The sequence below is a fragment of the Streptomyces sp. NPDC005004 genome (assembly GCF_053600675.1).
On sequence record NZ_JBSGAH010000004.1, the window covers coordinates 220384 to 238364 of the forward strand.

General features: G+C 72.2%; 18 protein-coding genes. 9 read left to right on the top strand and 9 right to left on the bottom strand.

What is annotated here, in order from left to right:
* The first annotated feature begins 179 nt into the window (after window positions 1-179).
* On the top strand, window positions 180-356 hold the full coding sequence (locus tag ACWEEU_RS07130) for a hypothetical protein (RefSeq protein ID WP_385748495.1): 177 nt from the start codon (window positions 180-182) through the stop codon (window positions 354-356).
* Between the two features lie 14 nt (window positions 357-370).
* Here the strand turns inward: ACWEEU_RS07130 and ACWEEU_RS07135 are convergent, their stop codons facing one another.
* On the bottom strand, window positions 371-1369 hold the full coding sequence (locus ACWEEU_RS07135; RefSeq protein WP_451729426.1) for a phosphotransferase: 999 nt from the start codon (window positions 1367-1369) through the stop codon (window positions 371-373).
* 57 nt (window positions 1370-1426) lie between these two features.
* On the bottom strand, window positions 1427-2566 hold the full coding sequence (locus ACWEEU_RS07140; RefSeq protein ID WP_385748490.1) for an ROK family transcriptional regulator: 1140 nt from the start codon (window positions 2564-2566) through the stop codon (window positions 1427-1429).
* A gap of 144 nt (window positions 2567-2710) precedes the next feature.
* On the opposite strand from ACWEEU_RS07140, the gene ACWEEU_RS07145 reads away from it, so the two are divergent.
* Entirely contained in the window at window positions 2711-4039 is a 1329-nt protein-coding gene (locus ACWEEU_RS07145; protein WP_451729429.1) for a DUF1479 domain-containing protein, read from the top strand.
* 107 nt (window positions 4040-4146) lie between these two features.
* Entirely contained in the window at window positions 4147-4614 is a 468-nt protein-coding gene (locus tag ACWEEU_RS07150; RefSeq protein ID WP_385748487.1) for a hypothetical protein, read from the top strand.
* Here the strand turns inward: ACWEEU_RS07150 and ACWEEU_RS07155 are convergent.
* Both ACWEEU_RS07155 and ACWEEU_RS07160 read right to left on the bottom strand, forming a co-directional pair.
* A complete protein-coding gene (locus tag ACWEEU_RS07155; RefSeq protein WP_385748485.1) occupies window positions 4609-5949 on the bottom strand; it encodes an MFS transporter in 1341 nt (446 codons plus the stop codon). The genes ACWEEU_RS07150 and ACWEEU_RS07155 overlap by 6 nt on opposite strands.
* A gap of 138 nt (window positions 5950-6087) precedes the next feature.
* Window positions 6088-6360, bottom strand: a complete 273-nt coding sequence (locus tag ACWEEU_RS07160; RefSeq protein ID WP_385748482.1) for a DUF3761 domain-containing protein — start codon at window positions 6358-6360, stop codon at window positions 6088-6090.
* Between the two features lie 246 nt (window positions 6361-6606).
* On the opposite strand from ACWEEU_RS07160, the gene ACWEEU_RS07165 reads away from it, so the two are divergent.
* Window positions 6607-7254, top strand: a complete 648-nt coding sequence (locus ACWEEU_RS07165) for a helix-turn-helix transcriptional regulator (RefSeq protein WP_385748479.1) — start codon at window positions 6607-6609, stop codon at window positions 7252-7254.
* Window positions 7255-7304: 50 nt separating this feature from the next.
* Window positions 7305-8270 (top strand): threo-3-hydroxy-L-aspartate ammonia-lyase, encoded by a 966-nt coding sequence (locus ACWEEU_RS07170; protein WP_451729435.1) that lies wholly within the window; start codon window positions 7305-7307, stop codon window positions 8268-8270.
* A gap of 52 nt (window positions 8271-8322) precedes the next feature.
* Here the strand turns inward: ACWEEU_RS07170 and ACWEEU_RS07175 are convergent, their stop codons facing one another.
* Window positions 8323-10233: an acyl-CoA dehydrogenase family protein gene (locus ACWEEU_RS07175; RefSeq protein ID WP_451729438.1), complete on the bottom strand. Its 1911-nt coding sequence runs from the start codon at window positions 10231-10233 to the stop codon at window positions 8323-8325.
* A gap of 385 nt (window positions 10234-10618) precedes the next feature.
* On the opposite strand from ACWEEU_RS07175, the gene ACWEEU_RS07180 reads away from it, so the two are divergent.
* The 4 genes from ACWEEU_RS07180 (at window position 10619) to ACWEEU_RS07195 (ending at window position 14466) form a co-directional block, all read left to right on the top strand.
* Window positions 10619-11302: a ScbR family autoregulator-binding transcription factor gene (locus ACWEEU_RS07180; protein WP_385748472.1), complete on the top strand. Its 684-nt coding sequence runs from the start codon at window positions 10619-10621 to the stop codon at window positions 11300-11302.
* Window positions 11303-11568: 266 nt separating this feature from the next.
* A complete protein-coding gene (locus tag ACWEEU_RS07185; protein ID WP_451729442.1) occupies window positions 11569-12804 on the top strand; it encodes a cytochrome P450 family protein in 1236 nt (411 codons plus the stop codon).
* Between the two features lie 53 nt (window positions 12805-12857).
* Window positions 12858-13460: a ScbR family autoregulator-binding transcription factor gene (locus tag ACWEEU_RS07190; protein WP_451729445.1), complete on the top strand. Its 603-nt coding sequence runs from the start codon at window positions 12858-12860 to the stop codon at window positions 13458-13460.
* A gap of 172 nt (window positions 13461-13632) precedes the next feature.
* The gene (locus tag ACWEEU_RS07195) at window positions 13633-14466 is read left to right on the top strand and encodes a class I SAM-dependent methyltransferase (RefSeq protein ID WP_451729448.1); all 834 of its coding nucleotides are present in this window, start codon (window positions 13633-13635) and stop codon (window positions 14464-14466) included.
* Window positions 14467-14525: 59 nt separating this feature from the next.
* On the opposite strand, the gene ACWEEU_RS07200 is transcribed toward ACWEEU_RS07195, so the two are convergent.
* The 4 genes from ACWEEU_RS07200 to ACWEEU_RS07215 form a co-directional block, all read right to left on the bottom strand.
* Entirely contained in the window at window positions 14526-15017 is a 492-nt protein-coding gene (locus ACWEEU_RS07200) for a peptidylprolyl isomerase (RefSeq protein WP_385748462.1), read from the bottom strand.
* A 245-nt stretch (window positions 15018-15262) separates the two neighbouring features.
* Entirely contained in the window at window positions 15263-16513 is a 1251-nt protein-coding gene (locus ACWEEU_RS07205) for a cytochrome P450 (protein WP_451729452.1), read from the bottom strand.
* 107 nt (window positions 16514-16620) lie between these two features.
* Complete coding sequence (locus ACWEEU_RS07210) at window positions 16621-16776, bottom strand: DUF6131 family protein (RefSeq protein ID WP_385748457.1); 156 nt, start codon at window positions 16774-16776, stop codon at window positions 16621-16623.
* A gap of 106 nt (window positions 16777-16882) precedes the next feature.
* Window positions 16883-17959 carry an NAD(+)/NADH kinase gene (locus ACWEEU_RS07215; RefSeq protein WP_451729455.1) on the bottom strand — a complete coding sequence of 359 codons (1077 nt, stop codon included), beginning with the start codon at window positions 17957-17959 and terminating at the stop codon, window positions 16883-16885.
* Between the last annotated feature and the right edge of the window lie 22 nt (window positions 17960-17981).

The following is a 17981-nucleotide window of genomic DNA, read 5'->3' on the forward strand; positions in this document are numbered from 1 at the left end:
AGGGGGAGCCGTCGGCGGACGGCTCCCCCTCCTTCGTGTGACGGGCATGTGTGCAGGTCAGCGAGGGGTTACTGATCAGTTTCCCAATACCGGCAGTAACATGATCACCTTGACTTCGGGTGTTACCCGTCAGTCAAGTCGGCGCGGTCCGCGAGGCCGCGCCCTGCCCGGAGATGGCCATGTCTGCTGCCGACGAAGCATTCGAGAACGCGCGTTTCTCCTACGACCAGCATGTGCGCACGTGCCGCCAGTGCCACGCCGACGCCGCCCCCTGCGCGGTGGCCAAGCATCTGCTGCGCATCTACAACAACGCCCGCCGGGACCGTATGCGCGCGGGCGGCTCCTCCACGGCCTGACCTCGAATTCGCCCTCAGCGGAAGGGCGGCTCCTCCAGCAGTTCCAGCAGCGCGCGGCCGCCCAGTACGGCCGTCAGCGGGGTGGCCGAGGGGAAGACACCGCCCCAGGAACGGACCCGCCCCAGCACGCCCAGACGCCAGGCGATGCGTGCCGCGCGCCGTAGCTCCGCCGCCGTGTGTCCGTCGCCGGTCCACGGCTCCAGATAGGCGTCGCGCAGCCGGGGCAGCACCTCGGCGCCGTACCGCTGCTCCACCTGACGGCCCGGGACGCGCAGGCTGTTGAAGGGGTGGGAGACGACGGCGTCCCCCCAGTCGAAGAAGGTGTAGCGGCCAGGCTCCGGGCGGAACACCTGGCCCTCGTGCAGATCCGCGTGGTCCAGCGAGTCGGGGATGCCCAGGGCCGCCAACTCGGCGCACCAGTCGACCAGCCGGGGACGCAGTGCGGTGAGCCGGGCCCGGTCCGCGGGCTCCAGCGACCCGCTCGCGGCCAGCAACGCGTCGAAAAGGGTGGGCAGTTCGGTCGTCCGGATGCGTTGCACGCCGAGCCGTTCGATCGCGTCCGTGTGCGGGACCAGGGCGCGCTGCGTCGTGGCGTACTGCTGGAGCAGGTCCTCCCACGCGCGGGGTTCGACGGGCTCGGTCTCCAGCCCGGTACGCAACAGCGGGCCCCCGTGCGGCAGCAGCGACCAGCCGCGCCCGGCCTCGACGGCGAGCGGTCGCAGTACCCGGCCCGGTACCCAGTCGGCGAGGGCGGCGGTCAGCGGGGCTTCGAAACGGCTCGCCGGCGGGTTCGCCTTGAACCACACGGTGCCGTCCCCGTCCACGGGCACCCGCATCAGCAGCGACCACGGCCGTACGCGCGCGCTCGGCGTCCCGCTCGCCCGCAGTCCGTGCCCGGTCAGCCGCTCACCGACCCAGTCGAGTGCTTCCCGTCGCCAGTCCTCCTGATCCCAGGGTGTGACGGCGTCCGGGTAGGCGCCTCGGTCCACGTCGGTGGGTGTGTCCAGTCGCATCCGGCCATCCCACCAGCGAGGTCCGGTGGTGACCAGCGGTTTTCGCGGAGGAACCGGTCACGGCGCCGGATGCGCCGACCGTACGATCAGGTCCCGCAGCTCCTCCACCGCCCGCTCGCGGGCACCGGTCAGCTCCGGTGCCGCCACGGTGGCCGCCGTGACGGGGACGGGCCGCGGGCCGTTCGCCACCTGCCGGCGGATGGCGTCGATCATCTCGGGCAGCCGGCCCCACTCGCCGCCCACGACCACCAGGTCCGGATCGGTCAGGGCGACGGCCGCGCTCAGCACCCCTCCGACCGCCCGCGCGAGCGCGTCGCGCACCCGTACCGCGTCCGCCGTGCCGTCCCCGGTGACCGCCGCCCTCACCGCGTCCGCGTCGATGGCCGTCGAGTCGTCCCGGCGCAGCTCCAGCGCGGCGAACACCTCGGTCAGCGGCATCGCCGTGCCGTCCGGACCCGGTACGCACACATGGGCGATCTCGCCCGCGAGGCCCCGGTGGCCGCGCCGCACGGCGCCGTCCGTGACGACGGCGCAGCCGAGTCCCTCGCCGAGATGGACGTACACGAAGTCGTCCACCCCGGCCGCGCCGCCCGCCTGGCGTTCGGCACGGGCCGCCCAGTTGATGTCGTTGTCCACCTGGACGGGACCGGTCACGTGCGGGGCGAGGACGGCGGCCGGGTCCAGGTCGCCCACCAGGAACGGGGCGTCGGGGAGCCGGACCAGTCTGCCGCTGGCCCGGTCCACCGGGTCGGCGGCGCTGACCACCGCCGTGCGCGGGGTGCCCCGCTCGGACGTGGCGAGCTTCCCGGCGACCTCCGCCAGTGCGCGGGCGGCCCGGCGTTCGCCGGCGTTGCGGCCGAGATCCGCGCGGGCCCGGTCCACGGTGGCGCCGAGGGCGTCGACGGTCTCGCCGGTCACGCCGTACGGGGTGATGCTCACGACCAGCGCGGTGCCGAGTGCGGGGGCGAGGGCGTAGTACGAGCCCGCGCGGCCGCGTCCCGTCGTGCGCTCGCCGGTGTCCACGAGCAGCCCGGTCCCGGCCAGGCGCTGCACGCCGTCGGAGATGGTCGGCTTCGAGATGCCGGTCAGGGCGGAGATCTCCGCCCTGGTCAGACGCGGGTGCGCCATCAGCGCGCGCAGCACGTTCTCGTCGGTGAGCGCGCGGAGCATCTCCAGGGACGGCTTGGCGGGAGTCATGCCCCGCATCCTAGTAAGGGCTGTTGCCTAAACCTGCCGGGATGCCTAACGTGGGGATTGGTAAGGACTCCTGACTAAATCGTCGGACGGGAGCCCGTGCCGCAGTACGTCACCCACGCAGAGCCGTACCGAAGGAGCCGGGCGATGACGCTCGCCGCTGAACAGCAGCCCCAGACGGGGGAGTTGCCGCACTGGGAAACCGTGCCCGAGGATCTTCCCGCCGCGATCCGCACGATCAAGGCCGCGCTGCGCGCCCGTATCGAGGCGTCGGGCCGGACCGTCGAGGAGGTCTACGCCGTCGCCGAGCGGCGGGTCGCCGAGCGGGTCGCCGAGATCCGGGCGGCGCGCGAGGCGGGCGAGCCGGTCTGGCCCGTGATCGAGTACGCCGACATCGAGCACGGCACCGTGACCCCGGAGCAGCTCGCGGCCGTCGAGCGGCGCGGCTGTCTCGTGGTGCGTGGCCACTTCCCGCGCGAGCGGGCCCTGGCGTGGGACGCCGGGATCGTGGACTACGTCGAGGGGAACCGGTTCTTCGAGAACTACCGGGGCCCCGGCGACGACTTCTTCGGCAGCGTCGGCTCCCGCCCCGAGATCTACCCGGTCTACTGGTCCCCGGCCCAGATGGAGGCCCGGCAGAGCGACCGCATGGCCCGCGTCCAGTCCTTCCTCAACTCCTTCTGGAAGCACACCGCCGACGGGGTCCAGTGGTTCGACCCCGACCGCGACGCGCTCTACCCGGACCGCATCCGCCGCCGTCCGCCGGGCGCCGACTCCGCGGGCCTCGGCGCCCACTGCGACCCCGGCACCCTCGACCTGTGGATGACCGGCGCCTACCAGCGCGCCTTCCACCACCTCTTCGACGGCACGGTCGAGGAGTACGACCCCTGGAACCCGGCCCACCGCACGGCGGGACCGCAGTACCCCGGCTCGACGATGTGCTCGGCGTTCCGCACGTTCCAGGGCTGGACCGCGCTGTCCGACATGGACCACGACCAGGGCGTCCTGCACACCGTGCCGGTGCCCGAGGCCATGGCCCTGCTGATGCTCCGCCCGCTGCTCGCCGACGTTCCCGAGGACGACATGTGCGGGGTCACCGTCAACCAGGTCTTCCCCGCGAGCGAGAAGTGGCACCCCCTGCTCCTGGAAGCCCTCTCCGGCATCCCGGACGTGCGCGCCGGGGACTCCGTCTGGTGGCACTGCGACATGATCCACAGCGTGGCCCCCGTCCAGGACCAGCAGGGCTGGGGCAACGTCATGTACATCCCCGCCGCCCCCTGGTGCCCCCGCAACGAGGAGTACGCCGACTCGGTCCGCGCCGCCTTCCTCACCGGCTCCAGCCCCTCCGACTTCCCCGAGGAGCACTACGAGCGCACCTGGCCGGACCGGTTCGGCGCCGAGTCCCTGAACGAGACGGGCCGCCGGGGGCTGGGCCTGACGGAGACGCCGCGGGAGGAGGCCCCCACCGCGCCGTAGGGGAAGACCCTGAGCGCGACATGGGGGAGACCCGGAGCCCGTCACGGGGGCCGCGATCGTGCCCCCGCACGAGGCGGCGCCCCGGCCCGGCGGCCTAGCGTCCTGGCATGACACCGATCAGATCAGTGGCCACCGACATCCTCCGGGCCGCCGCCCTCCTTCCGGTCAGTGTGGGCCGCTCCACCACCGTGCTGACGGGCCCTGGCCACCAGCGCTTACGCCGACTGCTGCACGCCGGGTCGGGCATCGCGCTCGGCGCCGTCTCGCTCGTCCTGGTCGGCACGGAAGTGCTGGTCATCGCGCGCGGCGCGCTGTACGGGCTGGTCGACCAGGGACCGTACGACCACTCGTGGGGCGGGCCGACGCGCGCCGGGGCCTGGCTGGCGCACTTCCTGATCAGCCTGCCCGTCGTGGCCGGGGGCCTGGGCCTGCTGTGGTTCGTCGCGTATCTGCACGACCGCCTGGGCGCCCGGTTCGTCCGGGGTGAGCGGACCGGCGCCTGGGCGCTGCCCGTCGCCCTGCTGCTGTCGGCCGGGGCGGTCGTGTTCGTGGTCGCCTGGACGCATCAGCTATAGCGCGGGGACCTTCCCGCCGGGCTGCGCCTCCGCCTTGCTCAGCGCCGCGTCCCGGGTGTCCGGCATGAGGACGTACGTCACCAGCGAGATCAGCGCGCAGCCGGAGACGTACCAGAAGAAGAGGCGCTCGTGGCCCGCGTCCTTGAACCACAGGGCTACGTATTCCGCCGTGCCGCCGAAGAGGGCGTTGGCGACGGCGTAGGGGAGGGCGACGCCGAGGGCGCGGACGCGGGTGGGGAACAGCTCGGCCTTCACCGCCGCGTTGATCGAGGTGTAGCCGGTGACGATCACCAGGGCCAGCAGGGACAGACCCAGCGCGGGCCAGAAGGAGGACGCCGAGCCGAGCGCCGTCATGATGGGATAGGTGCCCACCGTGCAGCCCACCGCGAAGGTGATCAGCAGCGGCCTGCGGCCGATCCGGTCGGAGAGCGCCCCGGCCAGCGGCTGGAGCAGCGCGAAGACGGTGAGCGCGGTGAAACTCACCAATGTGGCGGTCGACTTGGCCATGCCCGCGCTGCCGATCAGATACTTCGTGAGATACGTGGTGTACGTGTAGTACGCCACCGTGCCGCCCAGGGTGAGCGCCATGACCAGGCCCGCCTCGCGGCGGTGCTCCCACAGCGCGGTGAGCGTGCCGCGCGCGGTCTGCGCGCTCTCGCCGGCCGCCTCCTCGGTGAACGCCGCCGTCTCCGTCAGCCGTCGCCGCAGCCAGAACACCACCAGCGCGAACACCGCGCCGAGCAGGAACGGAAGACGCCAGCCCCAGCTCTTCAACTGGTCCTCGGTCAGGGTGTGCTGCAACGTGATCAGGATGGCGAGGCCAAGGAGCTGGCCGCAGGTCATCGACACGTACTGGAAGGAGGAGCCGAGCCCGCGCCGGTTCCGGGCGGACGCCTCGGTGAGATAGGTGGCGCTGGCCGCGTACTCGCCGCCGATGCTGAGCCCCTGGAGCAGCCGGGCGAGCAGGAGGACGAGAGCCCCGAAGTAGCCGACCTGGCCGTAGGTGGGGGCCACGGCGATGAGCAGCGCGGCCACCGACATCATCGTGACGGTCAGGGTGAGCGCGCTCTTGCGGCCGTGCCGGTCGGCGGCCCGCCCGAGAATCCATCCGCCCACCGGGCGCATCAGGAAGCCGACGGCGAAGATGCCCGCGGTGTTGAGCAGTTGGGTCGTCGGGTTGTCGCCCGGGAAGAAGGAGTCGGCGAAGTAGATCGCGAAACTGGCGTAGACGAACCAGTCGTACCACTCGACGAGATTGCCGAGCGATCCGCCGACGAGGGCGAGACGGCGGCTGCCGGGGGAGTCCGTGGACGGTACGGCCGTGGGGGGTGTCATGGCGGCTCCAGGAGACGGCGAAGTCCCGGAGGCACGGCACAACTGCCGTTCCGCCGGGACACGGGTCCGCCCGATCATGAGTCACCGGACCCACCCGCACAAGGGGCCGTCACCCCCGTGACGGCCGCCGGGGCCGGCCTACTTGAACCAGTACTTCACACCACGGTGGTGCGAGCAGGTGCCCTGCGAGTGCTTCGAGTACGACACCGAGGCGTCCTTGCACTTCGCCGTCTCGTACTTGTCCTTCGGCTTCTGGTGGTGCGTCCAGCCGCAGACCCCGGTGGTGTGGTGCACACAGTGGTGGGCCGTGTTCGTGGACGGCAGCGACGTCGCCGCGGACGCGGACGGAGCGCTGAAGAAGGCACCGGCGAGAGCGACGGCGACGGCCGTGGCGGCCAGGCGTGCGCGCAAAGGAATCCCCCCTAGAGATCAATTGTGTTGCTCGCGTGAAGATCGTATACCACGTTCTTCACATGTTTTGCGGGTTGGGCGAAGAGCGAGGGGGTGGGAGGCGCGGGCGCGCGTGGAGCGGCAGAGGGGGTGCGCGCAAAGCCGTGGTGCGGATCGGTGCTTGGATGTATTGTCCAGAACTGGACATCCGGTCCAGACGCGCTGTTCATGCGGGTCGTCAACTCCCCTGCGAGCGGAGGACCGTTCATGGAGCACCCCGATGCCGACGGGCGCGACGCGGACGAGCATCTGATCCGGGAGACCGAGAAGATCGCCGTCGCGCTCGGGCGGATGTTTCCCGGGCTGTGCGAAGTGGTGCTGCACGACCTGCGCGACCCCGAGCACGCGATCCGCGCGATAGAGAACAACCTCTCCGGACGCCACGTGGGCGACCCCGCAACCGAGTTGGGGCTCGCCCGCATCGCCGACCCGCGCTACCCGGGCGTCGTCCAGAACTACCCCAACCGCTTCCCCGACGGCCGCCCCGCCAAGAGCACCTCCATCGGCATCAGGAACTCCGCCGGCGACTACGTCGCCGCCCTCTGCCTCAACCTCGACGTCTCCGTGCTCTCGCCGGTCGCCCTCACCCTCGGCCGTCTCGTCGCCACCGGCACCGAACACCCCGACGAGCCACCGGAGTCGCTCGGCGACCGCACCGCCCGCGAACTGCGCACCGCCGTCGAGTCGTACGCCGCCCGCAGCGGGGGCACTCCGAGGTCCCTGAGCCGCGATGCCAAGCGGGAACTGGTGCGCCGCCTCCACCGTGACGGCTACTTCGCCTCCCGGGACGCCGCCCGGACCATCGCGGACCTGCTCGGGATCTCCCGGGCGACCGTCTACAACTACGCCGGATGACCTGGCCGTTCACGTCCACTTGTACCGCCGATCACCCCAGGGAGCCCACCATGGCCGCCGTACCCTCCCTCACCCTCGACGACGTCCGGGCCGCCGCCGCGCGTCTGGAAGGCATCGCCCACCGCACCCCCGTCATCACCTCGCGCACCCTCGACGCCCGGGTCGGCGCCGAGGTGTTCGTCAAGTGCGAGAACTTCCAGCGGGTCGGCGCCTTCAAGTTCCGGGGCGCCTACAACGCCGCCGCCCGGTTCACCCCGGACCAACTGGCCAAGGGCATCGCCGCGTTCTCCTCCGGCAACCACGCGCAGGCCGTCGCGCTGGCCGCCCGCGAACTGGGCACCACCGCCGTCATCCTGATGCCCGAGGACGCGCCCCGCTCCAAGATGGAGGCGACCCTGGGCTACGGCGCCGAGGTCGTCACCTACGACCGCTACACCCAGGAACGCAACGCGCTCGGCACCGAACTCGCCGAGGAGCGCGGTCTCGCCCTGATCCCGCCCTACGACCACCCCGACGTCATCGCCGGACAGGGCACCGCCGCACTCGAACTCCTGGAGGAGACCGGGGAACTCGACGCGCTCGTGGTCCCCGTGGGCGGCGGCGGACTCATCGCGGGCAGTGCCACCGCGGCCAAGTCCCTCCACCCGGCCGTCCGGATCATCGGCGTCGAGCCGGAGGAGGGCGACGACACCAAGCGCTCCCTCGACAGCGGCGAACGCGTCACCATCCCGGTGCCCCGCTCCATCGCCGACGGCCAGGTCGTGCCCTCCCCCGGCGAGATCACCTTCGCGCTCAACCAGCGGCTGGTGGACGCCATCGCGCTGGTCAGCGACGAGGAGATCGTGGAGGCGATGCGGTTCGCCTTCGAGCGGCTGAAGATCGTCCTGGAGCCGAGCGGCGCCACCGGCCTGGCCGCCCTGCTCTCCGGACGCGTCGACGACCTCCCGCGCCGCGTCGGCGTCATCGCCTCGGGCGGCAACATCGACACCCGCCGGTTCACCGAACTCGTCGGCTGACGACGGCGTCTCCGGGCGCGGTCACCAGGGGCCGCGCCCGAAGACGCCGCCGCTACTCGGGCGGCAGAGCGTAGTCCGCGAGCGACACCGCGCCCGAGTTGGCCAGCGGCACCCCGTCCAGGAAGGCGTCCGGCAGATCGAACGCCTCCACCAGGGCGCTCATGTGCGGGGCCAGCTCGCGCAGCACGTCGTCCACCAGCTCGGGCAGACCGCAGACCTGTTCCGCGGACAGGTGCCCGTGCGCCAGCAGGTCGCCGCTGTGGGCGCTCGTCTCCTGGAGCAGGAACAGCAGGCACAGCCGCCCGAGCAGCGCCCGCGCCCCCGGCTCCGCCGCCCGGTCCACCGCGTCCAGGAAGGCGTCGGCCGCGCGCAGCCGGGCGTGCGCCGAGACCATCTCCAGGGCCGCCGAGGAGGCGCCGTTCCAGCGAGCCACCGGATCACCGGACGGCCCCCGCCGCAGCCGGGTCCGCGCCCGGTCCCGCCAGATCGACTCGGCCCGCGCCAGCAGTTCGCGCAGGTGCCCGGGATCGGTCAACTGGGCCGTGCCGGCGGGGGAGTGGAGCGCACCCGCGGGCGGCTGCTCGGCGAACAGCATCTCGGCGGCCGCCTTCACCCAGATCACCGTGTTGTCGCCCTCGGCGGTGACGGTGCCCTCGATGTACTGCGGGAACTCGGAGAGCCCGTTGGCCGCGAACAGCGCCTGGGCGCCACAGCGTTCACGGCACTCGACGGTGACCTCCCGCGCCTTCCAGGTGATCCAGCTCTTGGCCACGGCCACCAACCGCTCGGCCTCCGCCTGCCGTTCGGTGTCCGGGTCCGTGCGGTGCGCGGTCCAGCCCTGAAGTGCCCGGCGGTGCAGGAAGGTCATGGCATAGGAGGTCGCCAGGCCCTTCAACAGCGGACCGTGGTGGGAGCGGTGAGCGTTCACGGGGATGCGCTCTCCCGCGCGCGGCCCGCTGACCTGCCGGAGACCGCCGTAGCGCACGGCTATGGCGAGCGCGGCCCGGGTGGCGCCGATCGCCGCGCCGCTCATGCAGAGCTTGCCCATGGTGACCCGGCCGATGGAGCGCAGGAACCGCTTGCGCCGGTTGCCGAGTTCGCTGTGCAGCCGGCCCTCGGCGTCCAGACGGCCGTGCGCGGACTCCAGCAGGGCCGAGCGGGGCAGCGGTACGCGGTCGAAGGAGGTCATGCAGTGGTCCACGGGCGCGCCGGTGCGCATCGGCAGCCTGCGCACCTGGACGCCGGGGAGCAGACCGTTCTCGTCGCTCAGCGGGGTCAGGAAGAGGAAGACCCCCTCGTCCCGGCCGGCCACCAGCAGCCGGGCGGCGACCACCGCGCACTTGGGTCCGCCCGTCAGGCTCGTGTTGGGCATGAACTTCTGGGCACCCGGATGCGGGGTGTGCAGAACGAACCCGCCGGTCTCCGGATCGAGTTCGGCGATGGTCTCCAGGGCCGAGGCGTCGTTGCCGTGCTCCAGCTCGGTGCACAGGAACGTGCCGACGCGGCGGAGCGAGGTGAAGTCGGACAGATCGCGGCCACCGTCGTGGTCGAGCAGGCTGCCGAGGAAGAGGTTGTAGTGGATGCTCGCCACCGTGCACAGGCCGCCGCCACCGTCCACGATGGCCGCCCACTCGTGCAGGGCCGCGAGTTCCACCGGGTCGTCGGCGAGCCGCTCCGGCGCTCCGGCAGTGTCGTTCACCAGGCGCAGCCAGGCGTAGGAGAGTGCGGCGCGCTCGGCGGCCTCGAGGCCCGGGCGGTGCCGGAAGGTGTCCTGGGCGATCAGCTCGCGCCAGCGTCCGTGCCCGCGCTCGCGGGCTCCGCCGTCGAAGAGGAGCCGGGTCAGCTCCGCCACCGCGGTCGCCGAGGACGGACTCGAACGGGGCGAAGGGAGAGGGACTTTGTGGTGCTCGTCGTCGCTCCCGGGTGCCGAGGGGAGTTCTGCCTGAGGTGTCAGAAGAGTCATGAGCCCGCTCCCGTGGTCGCAGATCCGGCAGGAAGGGATGCGCAGTGTCAGAAGATACGGACCTTCCGGTTTGCTTATCAAGCAAAGACTCTGTCAATCGGTCACCGCACGGTTGCGTAATGTGGGCGCTTCAGAGTGGACAACTGACCGAAACTGAACGGGTTTTACGGGGATGCGACACCCCCCGCACGGCACGCCGGGTCGCCCCGAAGGCGTTGTGATACCGGGCGGCACGTCTTATCGTGACCGGCGGTGAGGGTCCCCGGCGCTCGTACGTGAGGGCGAGCGCACGCTTGAAAGGGCGAGTTGCCGGGTGGCAGGATGCGTACCCGCCGGTCTCTTTCCGTCACCGACCGGGCCGTGAAGCCAGTGCGGAGGGTGTGCCGTGGCGCTGCAGGAACGTGCGATCAGGACAAGGCGCAACATCCTGGTGGCAGCCGCCGACGTGTTCGCCGACGTGGGGTACGAGGCCGCGACGATCTCCGAGATCCTCCAGCGCGCCAAGGTCACCAAGGGCGCCCTCTACTTCCACTTCGCCTCCAAGGAACAGCTCGCCCAGGCCGTCCTCACCGACCAGCTCACCTCCGTACCGGAGACTCCGCCGCGTGAACTGGTCCTCCAGGAAGGGCTGGACGCGGGTTTCCTCCTCGCCCATCTGCTCGGCCAGGGCGATCCGCTGGTGCGCGGCAGCGTCCGGCTCACCGTGGACCAGGGCTCGCCCCAGGACGGTTTGGACCGGCGGGTGCCCATGGCCTCCTGGATCGACCACAACGCCAAGCTCCTGGCCCGGGCGAAGGCGAGCGGCGAACTCCTGCCGCACGTCGACGTCGAGGCCGCCGCCAAGGCGTTCGTCGCCGCCTTCACCGGCGCCCAGGTGCTCTCCAAGATCATGAACGACCACTCGGACCTCATGGAACGCGTGGTCGACCTCTACCGGCATCTGATGACCAGCATCGCCGTCCCCGCCGTGCTCGTCCGCCTCGACATGGGCATGGACCGTGGCGAGCGCGTCCACGCCGAGGCCCTGGCCCTGCGCCGGGACGCCGAGGAGCCCGGCGTCACCGGCTGAGCGCCGGGGGCGGTGGGGAGGGCGGGGACCGGACCGCCACCCTGCCGATGCCCGGACCGCCCCGACCGGTAACGGGCCCCGGTCGACGGTCGCCGCCCGCCCGCCGCCACCGACCGGTGACCGGACGGCGGCCCGGCCGGGTCCGCACACCCCGGACGGCCCGCACACCCCTCGACCCACGGACCCGCCCGGAAGCCGGGAGCCTCCCGCCGACCGGCACCGCAGCACGACCACGTGAGCGCAGGACCGAACCAGGGAGGACACCGATGGAGACGACCGCCTGCCCCTACGTCTTGGACATCACCGGCCGCGACCACCAGGGCGAGGCCGCCCACCTGCGCGGACAGGGCCCCGCCGTCCCCGTCGAACTGCCCGGCGGCGTGATCGCCTGGGCGGTCGTGCGGCAGACGTACGTGGAACGGCTGCTGGCCGACCCGCGCGTCTCCCGCAGCGCCCGGCTGCACTGGCCCGCCTTCGTCGAGGGGAAGATCACCGAGGACTGGCCGCTGTACCCCTGGGTGGCCAACGAGAACATGCTCTTCGCCTACGGGGAGCACCACTCCCGGCTGCGCAGGCTCGTCGCGGGCGCCTTCACCCTGCGCCGCTCCGAGGCGCTGCGCCCCCGCGTCGAGGAACTCTCCGCCGAACTCCTCGGCTCCCTCGCCGCCGTGGCCCCCGGCACCCCGGTCGACCTGCGCACCGACTACGCCGAGGTGCTGCCGCTGCGCGTCATCTGCGAGCTGTTCGGTGTGCCGCGCGGCGCCGAGACCGACGCGCTCTCGGACGCGCTCAGCACCGTGTTCAGCTCCACGACCCCGGCCGCCGAGATGGAGGCCGCCCGGCTCCAGGCGTTCGGGCTCCTCGCCAGGCTCGTGGCGGTCAAGCGGGAGCAGCCCGGGGACGACCTCACCAGCTCGCTGATCGCCGCCCGTGACAACGGCGACCGGCTCACCGAGGAGGAACTGCTCGGCTCCCTCTTCATGTTCATCGCCGCGGGCCAGGACACCACCGCCACCCTCATCACCAACGCGGCCGGCGCGCTGCTCACCCACCCCGAGCAGCTGGAGCACGTCCGGGAGGGGCGGGCGACCTGGGCCGACGTCGTCTCCGAGGCGATGCGGGTGCACACGCCCGGCGCGTACTCGCCGCTGAGGTTCGCCGTCGAGGACATCGACCTGGACGGCGTGACCATCCGCAAGGGCGACTGCATCCTCGTCGACTTCGCGGCGGGCGGGCACGAGACCGACCGGCACGGGCCGGACGCGAGCCGCTTCGACGTGCTGCGCACCCGGCGCGACATCCTCGGCTTCGGGCACGGGCCGCACCGCTGCCTCGGTGCCCCGCTCGGCGAGATCGAGGCGGCCTCCGCGCTCGGCAGGCTCTTCGGGCTCTTCCCGGACGTACGACTGGCCTGCGCGCCCGAGGAGTTGCAGCCGCTGCCGACCTTCATGCTCAACGGATACCGTTCGCTGCCCGTGCTGCTGCGGCCCTCGGACGCCTGACCGGCGTGGGGCGCGGGCTCGTTCCCGCAGCGGGGCTCTGAAGGGGGAGCGCCATGGTCAAGCAGGAGCGGGCCGTCCGTACCCGGCAGGCCCTCGTCCGCGCGGCGGCGGAGCTCTTCGCCGCCGACGGATACGCCCGTGCCTCGTTACCCGCGATCAGCGCGCGGGCCGGGGTGAGCACGGGCGCCCTGCACTTCCACTTCCCGGACAAGGACGCGCTGGCCGGCGAGGTCGAGCGGGTCGCGGCCCGCACGGTGCGGGAACTGGCCGGGCGCTGCGGGCGCGCCGAGGGCAGCGCGCTCGGGGCGCTCGTCAGCGCCACGCGGCAGCTCGCGGTCACGCTCGCCGCCGACCCCGTGACCTCGGCGGGCTTCCGGCTCAGCGGCGACCCCGCCCGGCGGCACCGGGCCGGTCTGCTCGACTGGTGGCAGGCGTGGGTGCGCGAGACGGTCGGCCGGGCCGAGGCGGCGGGCGAACTGGCGGACGGGGTCTCGTCCGAGGGCGCCGTGGTCGCGGTCGTCGCGGCGACCGCCGGGTTCGAGGTGCTGGGCAGCCGGGACCGGGACTGGCTCTCCCGCGAGCGGATGGACCGCTTCTGGACCCTGCTCCTGCCCTGTCTGACCTCCCGCCCGCCCACGAAAGAACCCCGCCCCTGACTTCCGGGGACGGGGTTCTCGATGGAGCGCCGGGCAGGCCTTGCACCTGCATCTCCCCGCAGGAAGCGGGACGTCTTTCCTTGGACCACCAACGCACGGCGTGTCACCCGCACTTGCGTTTGGGTGCCTCGCTCAGGATCAAGCTTAGCCTACGATCACGGTGAGGTGAGCCATGGCCGACGACTGGACGTGGGACGAGACGCTGTTCGAGGGAACGGCCGCGCACTACAAGCGCGGACGGCTGCCCTACGCCCCCGATCTGGCACCCGTCCTGGCCCGCGCGCTGCGCCTGGACGGCACCGGCCGCCTGCTGGACGTGGGATGCGGCCCCGGCACGCTGACCCTGCGCTTTGCGCACCTGTTCGCGGAGGCGGTCGGTGTGGACCCCGACCCGGGGATGATCGCGGAGGCGCGGCGTCTGTCCCTCGCGGCGGGCACGGCCGACAGGACGGTGTGGGTGCGGGCGCGGGCCGAGGAACTCCCGGGCGGGCTCGGCGCCTTCGACGTGGCGGCCTTCGGGCAGTCGTTCCACTGGTTGGACCGGCCCCGGGTCGCGGCGACGGTCAGGGACCTGCTCCGGGCCGGCGGCGCGCTGGTGCACGTCGCGGAGGTCAAGGGCGGCGGTGGCGGCGGGGAGACGGGGTGGCCGCGTGTCCCGTACGAGGGCATCGCCCGGCTGGTGAAGGAGTACCTCGGGCCTGTACGGCGCGCGGGGCGTGGGGTGTTGCCGCGTGGAACGCCCGGCGGGGAGAGCGCGGTCCTCCGGTGGGCCGGGTTTCAGGGGCCCGAGCGGTATGTCGTCCAAGGCGCCGGGGAGTTGACGCGGGGCGAGGACGACGTCGTCGCCTGGGTGTTCTCGTTGTCCTCGTCGGCGCCGCGTCTGTTCGGGCGCCGAGTGGCCGCGTTCGAGGCGGAGTTGCGGGGCGTCCTGCGGGGGCGGTCGCCGCAGGGCTGGTTCTCGGACTGGGGGCCGGACACCGACGTGATGGTGTGGCGTGCTCCGTGAACCCGGCGTCGCCGTGCCCCCGGAGCGGGGGCACGGCGCGGGTGGGTCGGCGGGTGCCGTCAGACCGTGCCGCTCTCGGCGACGGTGATCTTGCCCCGGGTGGCACCGCTGTCGCTGCCGAAGGACTCGATCTTGTCCACGATGTCCTGGCCCTCGACGACCTCGCCGAAGACGACGTGCTTGCCGTCGAGCCACGGGGTGACGACCGTGGTGATGAAGAACTGCGAGCCGTTGGTGTTCGGGCCGGCGTTCGCCATGCTCAGCAGGTACGGGCGGTCGTGCTTGCGGGAGAAGTTCTCGTCCGCGAACTTCTCGCCGTAGATGCTCTTGCCGCCGGTGCCGTTGCCGTTGGTGAAGTCGCCGCCCTGCAGCATGAACTGCGGGATGACGCGGTGGAACGGCGAACCGGCGTAACCGAAGCCGTGCTCCCCGGTGGCCAGCTCGCGGAAGTTCTTGGCGGTCTTGGGGACCACGTCGTCGTAGAGACGGAAGACGATCCGGCCGGCCGGCTTGTCGTCGATGTTGATGTCGAAGTAAACGTTGTCGCTCATGGAGATCAACCTACCGTCGTGCGGCGTCCGGCGTTCACCGACGCCCGGTTCGGGGTGCTCGCGGGAGTGTGATCCTCGGCGCACAATTCCCTGACAATTCTCGACTGCAATCACTTGTGTGGGCGGTCGTGAGCCTGAATGGCCTTACAGCAGAGCATCGTTGCCCGGCTCGGATGCCTGGTATGTGCGCATCTGCGAACTCAGTCACCCATTGCGCCCCGTTCGCGGTCCGGCGAACAACTGACCTACCAAGCGACCGGCAGCGTCCTCGGCCCACGGATCAGACCGTCGCGCTGGAACTCGACCTCCCCGGGCGGGACCGCCAGTCGCAGCCGGGGAAAGCGTTCCATCACGGAGGCGATCAGCACCTCCGCCTCCATGCGGGCCATCAGCGCGGCCAGACAGAAGTGCGGCCCGTGGCCGAAGGCGACGTGCGCGGGGCCGGTGCGGTCGAAGTCGAGCGCGTCCGGGTCGGGAAACACCTCGGGGTCCCGGTTGGCCGCGACATAGGCGTTGTAGACGGCCTCGCCCTTGCGGATCACATGGCCGCCGATCTCCACGTCCTCGGTCGCGACGCGGGGGATGCCCACGCCGTTGCGGTGCGGGACGAAGCGGAAGAGTTCCTCGACCGCCCTCGGCAGCAGCTCCGGCTCGCGCCGCAGCCGCGCGAACTGCTCCGGATGGGTGAGCAGCGCGTACATCATCGAGCCGCTGTTGTTGCGCACCGCGTGACCGCCGCTGACGTACACCGCCATGGCGAGCGAGATCGCCTCGTCGTCGGTGATCTCACCGGACGCGGCGGCGGCCGCCAGCACCCCGGCGAGGTCCTCGCGCGGCTCCTCGCGGCGGCGGCTCAGCAGGTCCGCCACTCGGCCGCGGGTCGTCGCCCGGGCCTGCTTGTTGCGGTCCTCTCCGGCGGCCGCCGTGGACAGCAGCGCCTCCGAGTGGCCCGCCCAGGCGCGCCAGTCGTCCTCGTCGGCGCCCAGGAACGCGCAGACCACGGCGATGGGGAAGGGCGTGTACAGATGCTCCATGAGGTCGCCGGGCGGACCGGCCTGCTCCATGCCGTCCAGCGCGCGGTGGGCGATGCGCTCCGCCACGGGGCGCAGCCGCACCATGCTCCGCGCGGTGAACGCACGCGCGACGACCCGCCGCAGCACCGTGTGCCGCGGCGGGTCGACGTACTGGAGCCCGGCCGTCTGGGAGGCGACCGCCTGGGGCGTCATGCTGGTCACCCTGCGTCCCACCAGCTCCGCTCGGGAGAAGCGGGGGTCGGAGGTGACCGCGCGGACGTCCTCGTACCGGGTCACCAGCCAGGCGTACCCGTCGCCGTACGGCAGGCTGATGCGGGTGATCGGTTCGTCCCGCAGCAGCTGGTCGAAGAACGGGTCGGGGTCCAGTGCGGGGAGATCCTCGACGGTCCACGGCCGTACCGGCGGCGGGGGCGGGGGAGAGGCGGGCGCGGCATCCGGCGCGGACGTGGAGTCGAAGGGCATGGCGCGTCACTCCCGAAGTTTCCGGTCGGTCCGGGCGGTGCGAACTCTGACCCGTAGCCTGCCTCAGCCCCTCGGATCGCGCACGCCGGATGCGCCCGGCCCGGGAGTCACCAGTAGTGACGGCGGCCGGCGATCGCGTGACCGGTGGCACCCAGGATCCACAGCACGGCACCGATCACCGCCAGGATGATGCCGATGGTCCACAGGATCGAGATCCCGGTGAGAAAGCCGATGATGAGCAAGATGACGCCGATGAGGATCATGGCCCGCCTCCTGCGGTGAGGGAGTTCCTGTCTTTGCGGGTGCCCCCGAACCGCGCACATTCTCCCGCCCGGCAGGAAATTCTCCCGCCGGGCACGCGACCGGCTGTCAGGACTCCCGCGACATGCGGTCCTCGGGACCGGAGGGCAGGGCGAGGTGGGCGAGATCGCCCGGCGGCGGCGTGCGCACGGGCCACAGCGGAGCGGCGGCGCCGTCGGCCACCGCGGCGGGCGCGTCGGTGAGGTTCATGCGCTCACGCAGCCGCCCGTAGAAGTCCATCGGCCCGAGCCGCACCACCCGCAGTCTGCGGGAAGCGGCGTACACCCCGATCCAGTCGCCGGGGTTGAGCACCCCGCGCACCTGGCCGTCGATGCTCACGGCCGCCGGACCCGAGCGGTCCAGGATCCGCAGCGCGATCGGCTCGTCGGGGGCGGCCAGCACCGAGCGGTTGAACGCCATGTGCGGTGCGACCGGTGTGAACAGCAGCCCCTCCGCGCGCGGCGAGACGACCGGACCCCCGGCCGCGAAGCTGTACGCCGTCGAGCCCGTGGGCGTGGCCACCATGAGCGCGTCGGCGGAGTACGACGCGAGGAGCTGTCCGGCGATGTACACGCCCACCGACACCTGGCGGTCCCTGGTCAGCCGCTCCACGACCACGTCGTTCAGCGCGGTGACGTTCAGCGCGACACCCCAGTCGTCGCCTCGCTCGCACTCACCGCGCACCCTCGGCGGCGGGAGCAGCGGACCGCGCCCGTGGCCCACCAGCTCCTCCATGTGCTTGGGGACCTCCAGGCGGCAGGAGGCGCGCAGGGTGAGCAGCATCCTGCTCTCCAGGTCGAACCGGTCCTCCCGGACGGCGTCCAGGGCGGCGCGTACCGCCGGTGCGGGCACCTCGGTCAGGAACCCGACGCGCCCGAGGTCGACCCCGAGGATCAGCGCGTCGTCCTCCGCCGCCAGACGGGCACCGCGCAGGAAAGTGCCGTCGCCACCCAGGGTGACGATCAGGTCCGGGTCGTGCGCGGCGGCGACCTCCTCGCGGGCGCTGTGCCGCGCGCCCTCGTTCCACACGTCGATGTCGGCGCATCCCACCGCGTGCTCGGCGCACCACTCGCGCACGGCATCCGCCGCGGCCAGCGCCGCCGGGCGTCCGGCATGGACGACCAGCCCGATCCGGTTCACCGTCATGTCCGTCGCCTCCCGGCCGCTC

Excerpts from the sequence above, each read along its gene's own strand:
- ACWEEU_RS07130 (WP_385748495.1), top strand. The coding sequence starts at position 180 with ATGTCTGCTGCCGACGAAGCATTCGAGAACGCGCGTTTCTCCTACGAC.
- ACWEEU_RS07135 (WP_451729426.1), bottom strand. The coding sequence starts at position 1,369 with ATGCGACTGGACACACCCACCGACGTGGACCGAGGCGCCTACCCGGAC.
- ACWEEU_RS07140 (WP_385748490.1), bottom strand. The coding sequence starts at position 2,566 with ATGACTCCCGCCAAGCCGTCCCTGGAGATGCTCCGCGCGCTCACCGAC.
- ACWEEU_RS07145 (WP_451729429.1), top strand. The coding sequence starts at position 2,711 with ATGACGCTCGCCGCTGAACAGCAGCCCCAGACGGGGGAGTTGCCGCAC.
- ACWEEU_RS07150 (WP_385748487.1), top strand. The coding sequence starts at position 4,147 with ATGACACCGATCAGATCAGTGGCCACCGACATCCTCCGGGCCGCCGCC.
- ACWEEU_RS07155 (WP_385748485.1), bottom strand. The coding sequence starts at position 5,949 with ATGACACCCCCCACGGCCGTACCGTCCACGGACTCCCCCGGCAGCCGC.
- ACWEEU_RS07165 (WP_385748479.1), top strand. The coding sequence starts at position 6,607 with ATGGAGCACCCCGATGCCGACGGGCGCGACGCGGACGAGCATCTGATC.
- ACWEEU_RS07170 (WP_451729435.1), top strand. The coding sequence starts at position 7,305 with ATGGCCGCCGTACCCTCCCTCACCCTCGACGACGTCCGGGCCGCCGCC.
- ACWEEU_RS07175 (WP_451729438.1), bottom strand. The coding sequence starts at position 10,233 with ATGACTCTTCTGACACCTCAGGCAGAACTCCCCTCGGCACCCGGGAGC.
- ACWEEU_RS07185 (WP_451729442.1), top strand. The coding sequence starts at position 11,569 with ATGGAGACGACCGCCTGCCCCTACGTCTTGGACATCACCGGCCGCGAC.
- ACWEEU_RS07190 (WP_451729445.1), top strand. The coding sequence starts at position 12,858 with ATGGTCAAGCAGGAGCGGGCCGTCCGTACCCGGCAGGCCCTCGTCCGC.
- ACWEEU_RS07195 (WP_451729448.1), top strand. The coding sequence starts at position 13,633 with ATGGCCGACGACTGGACGTGGGACGAGACGCTGTTCGAGGGAACGGCC.
- ACWEEU_RS07200 (WP_385748462.1), bottom strand. The coding sequence starts at position 15,017 with ATGAGCGACAACGTTTACTTCGACATCAACATCGACGACAAGCCGGCC.
- ACWEEU_RS07205 (WP_451729452.1), bottom strand. The coding sequence starts at position 16,513 with ATGCCCTTCGACTCCACGTCCGCGCCGGATGCCGCGCCCGCCTCTCCC.
- ACWEEU_RS07210 (WP_385748457.1), bottom strand. The coding sequence starts at position 16,776 with ATGATCCTCATCGGCGTCATCTTGCTCATCATCGGCTTTCTCACCGGG.
- ACWEEU_RS07215 (WP_451729455.1), bottom strand. The coding sequence starts at position 17,959 with ATGACGGTGAACCGGATCGGGCTGGTCGTCCATGCCGGACGCCCGGCG.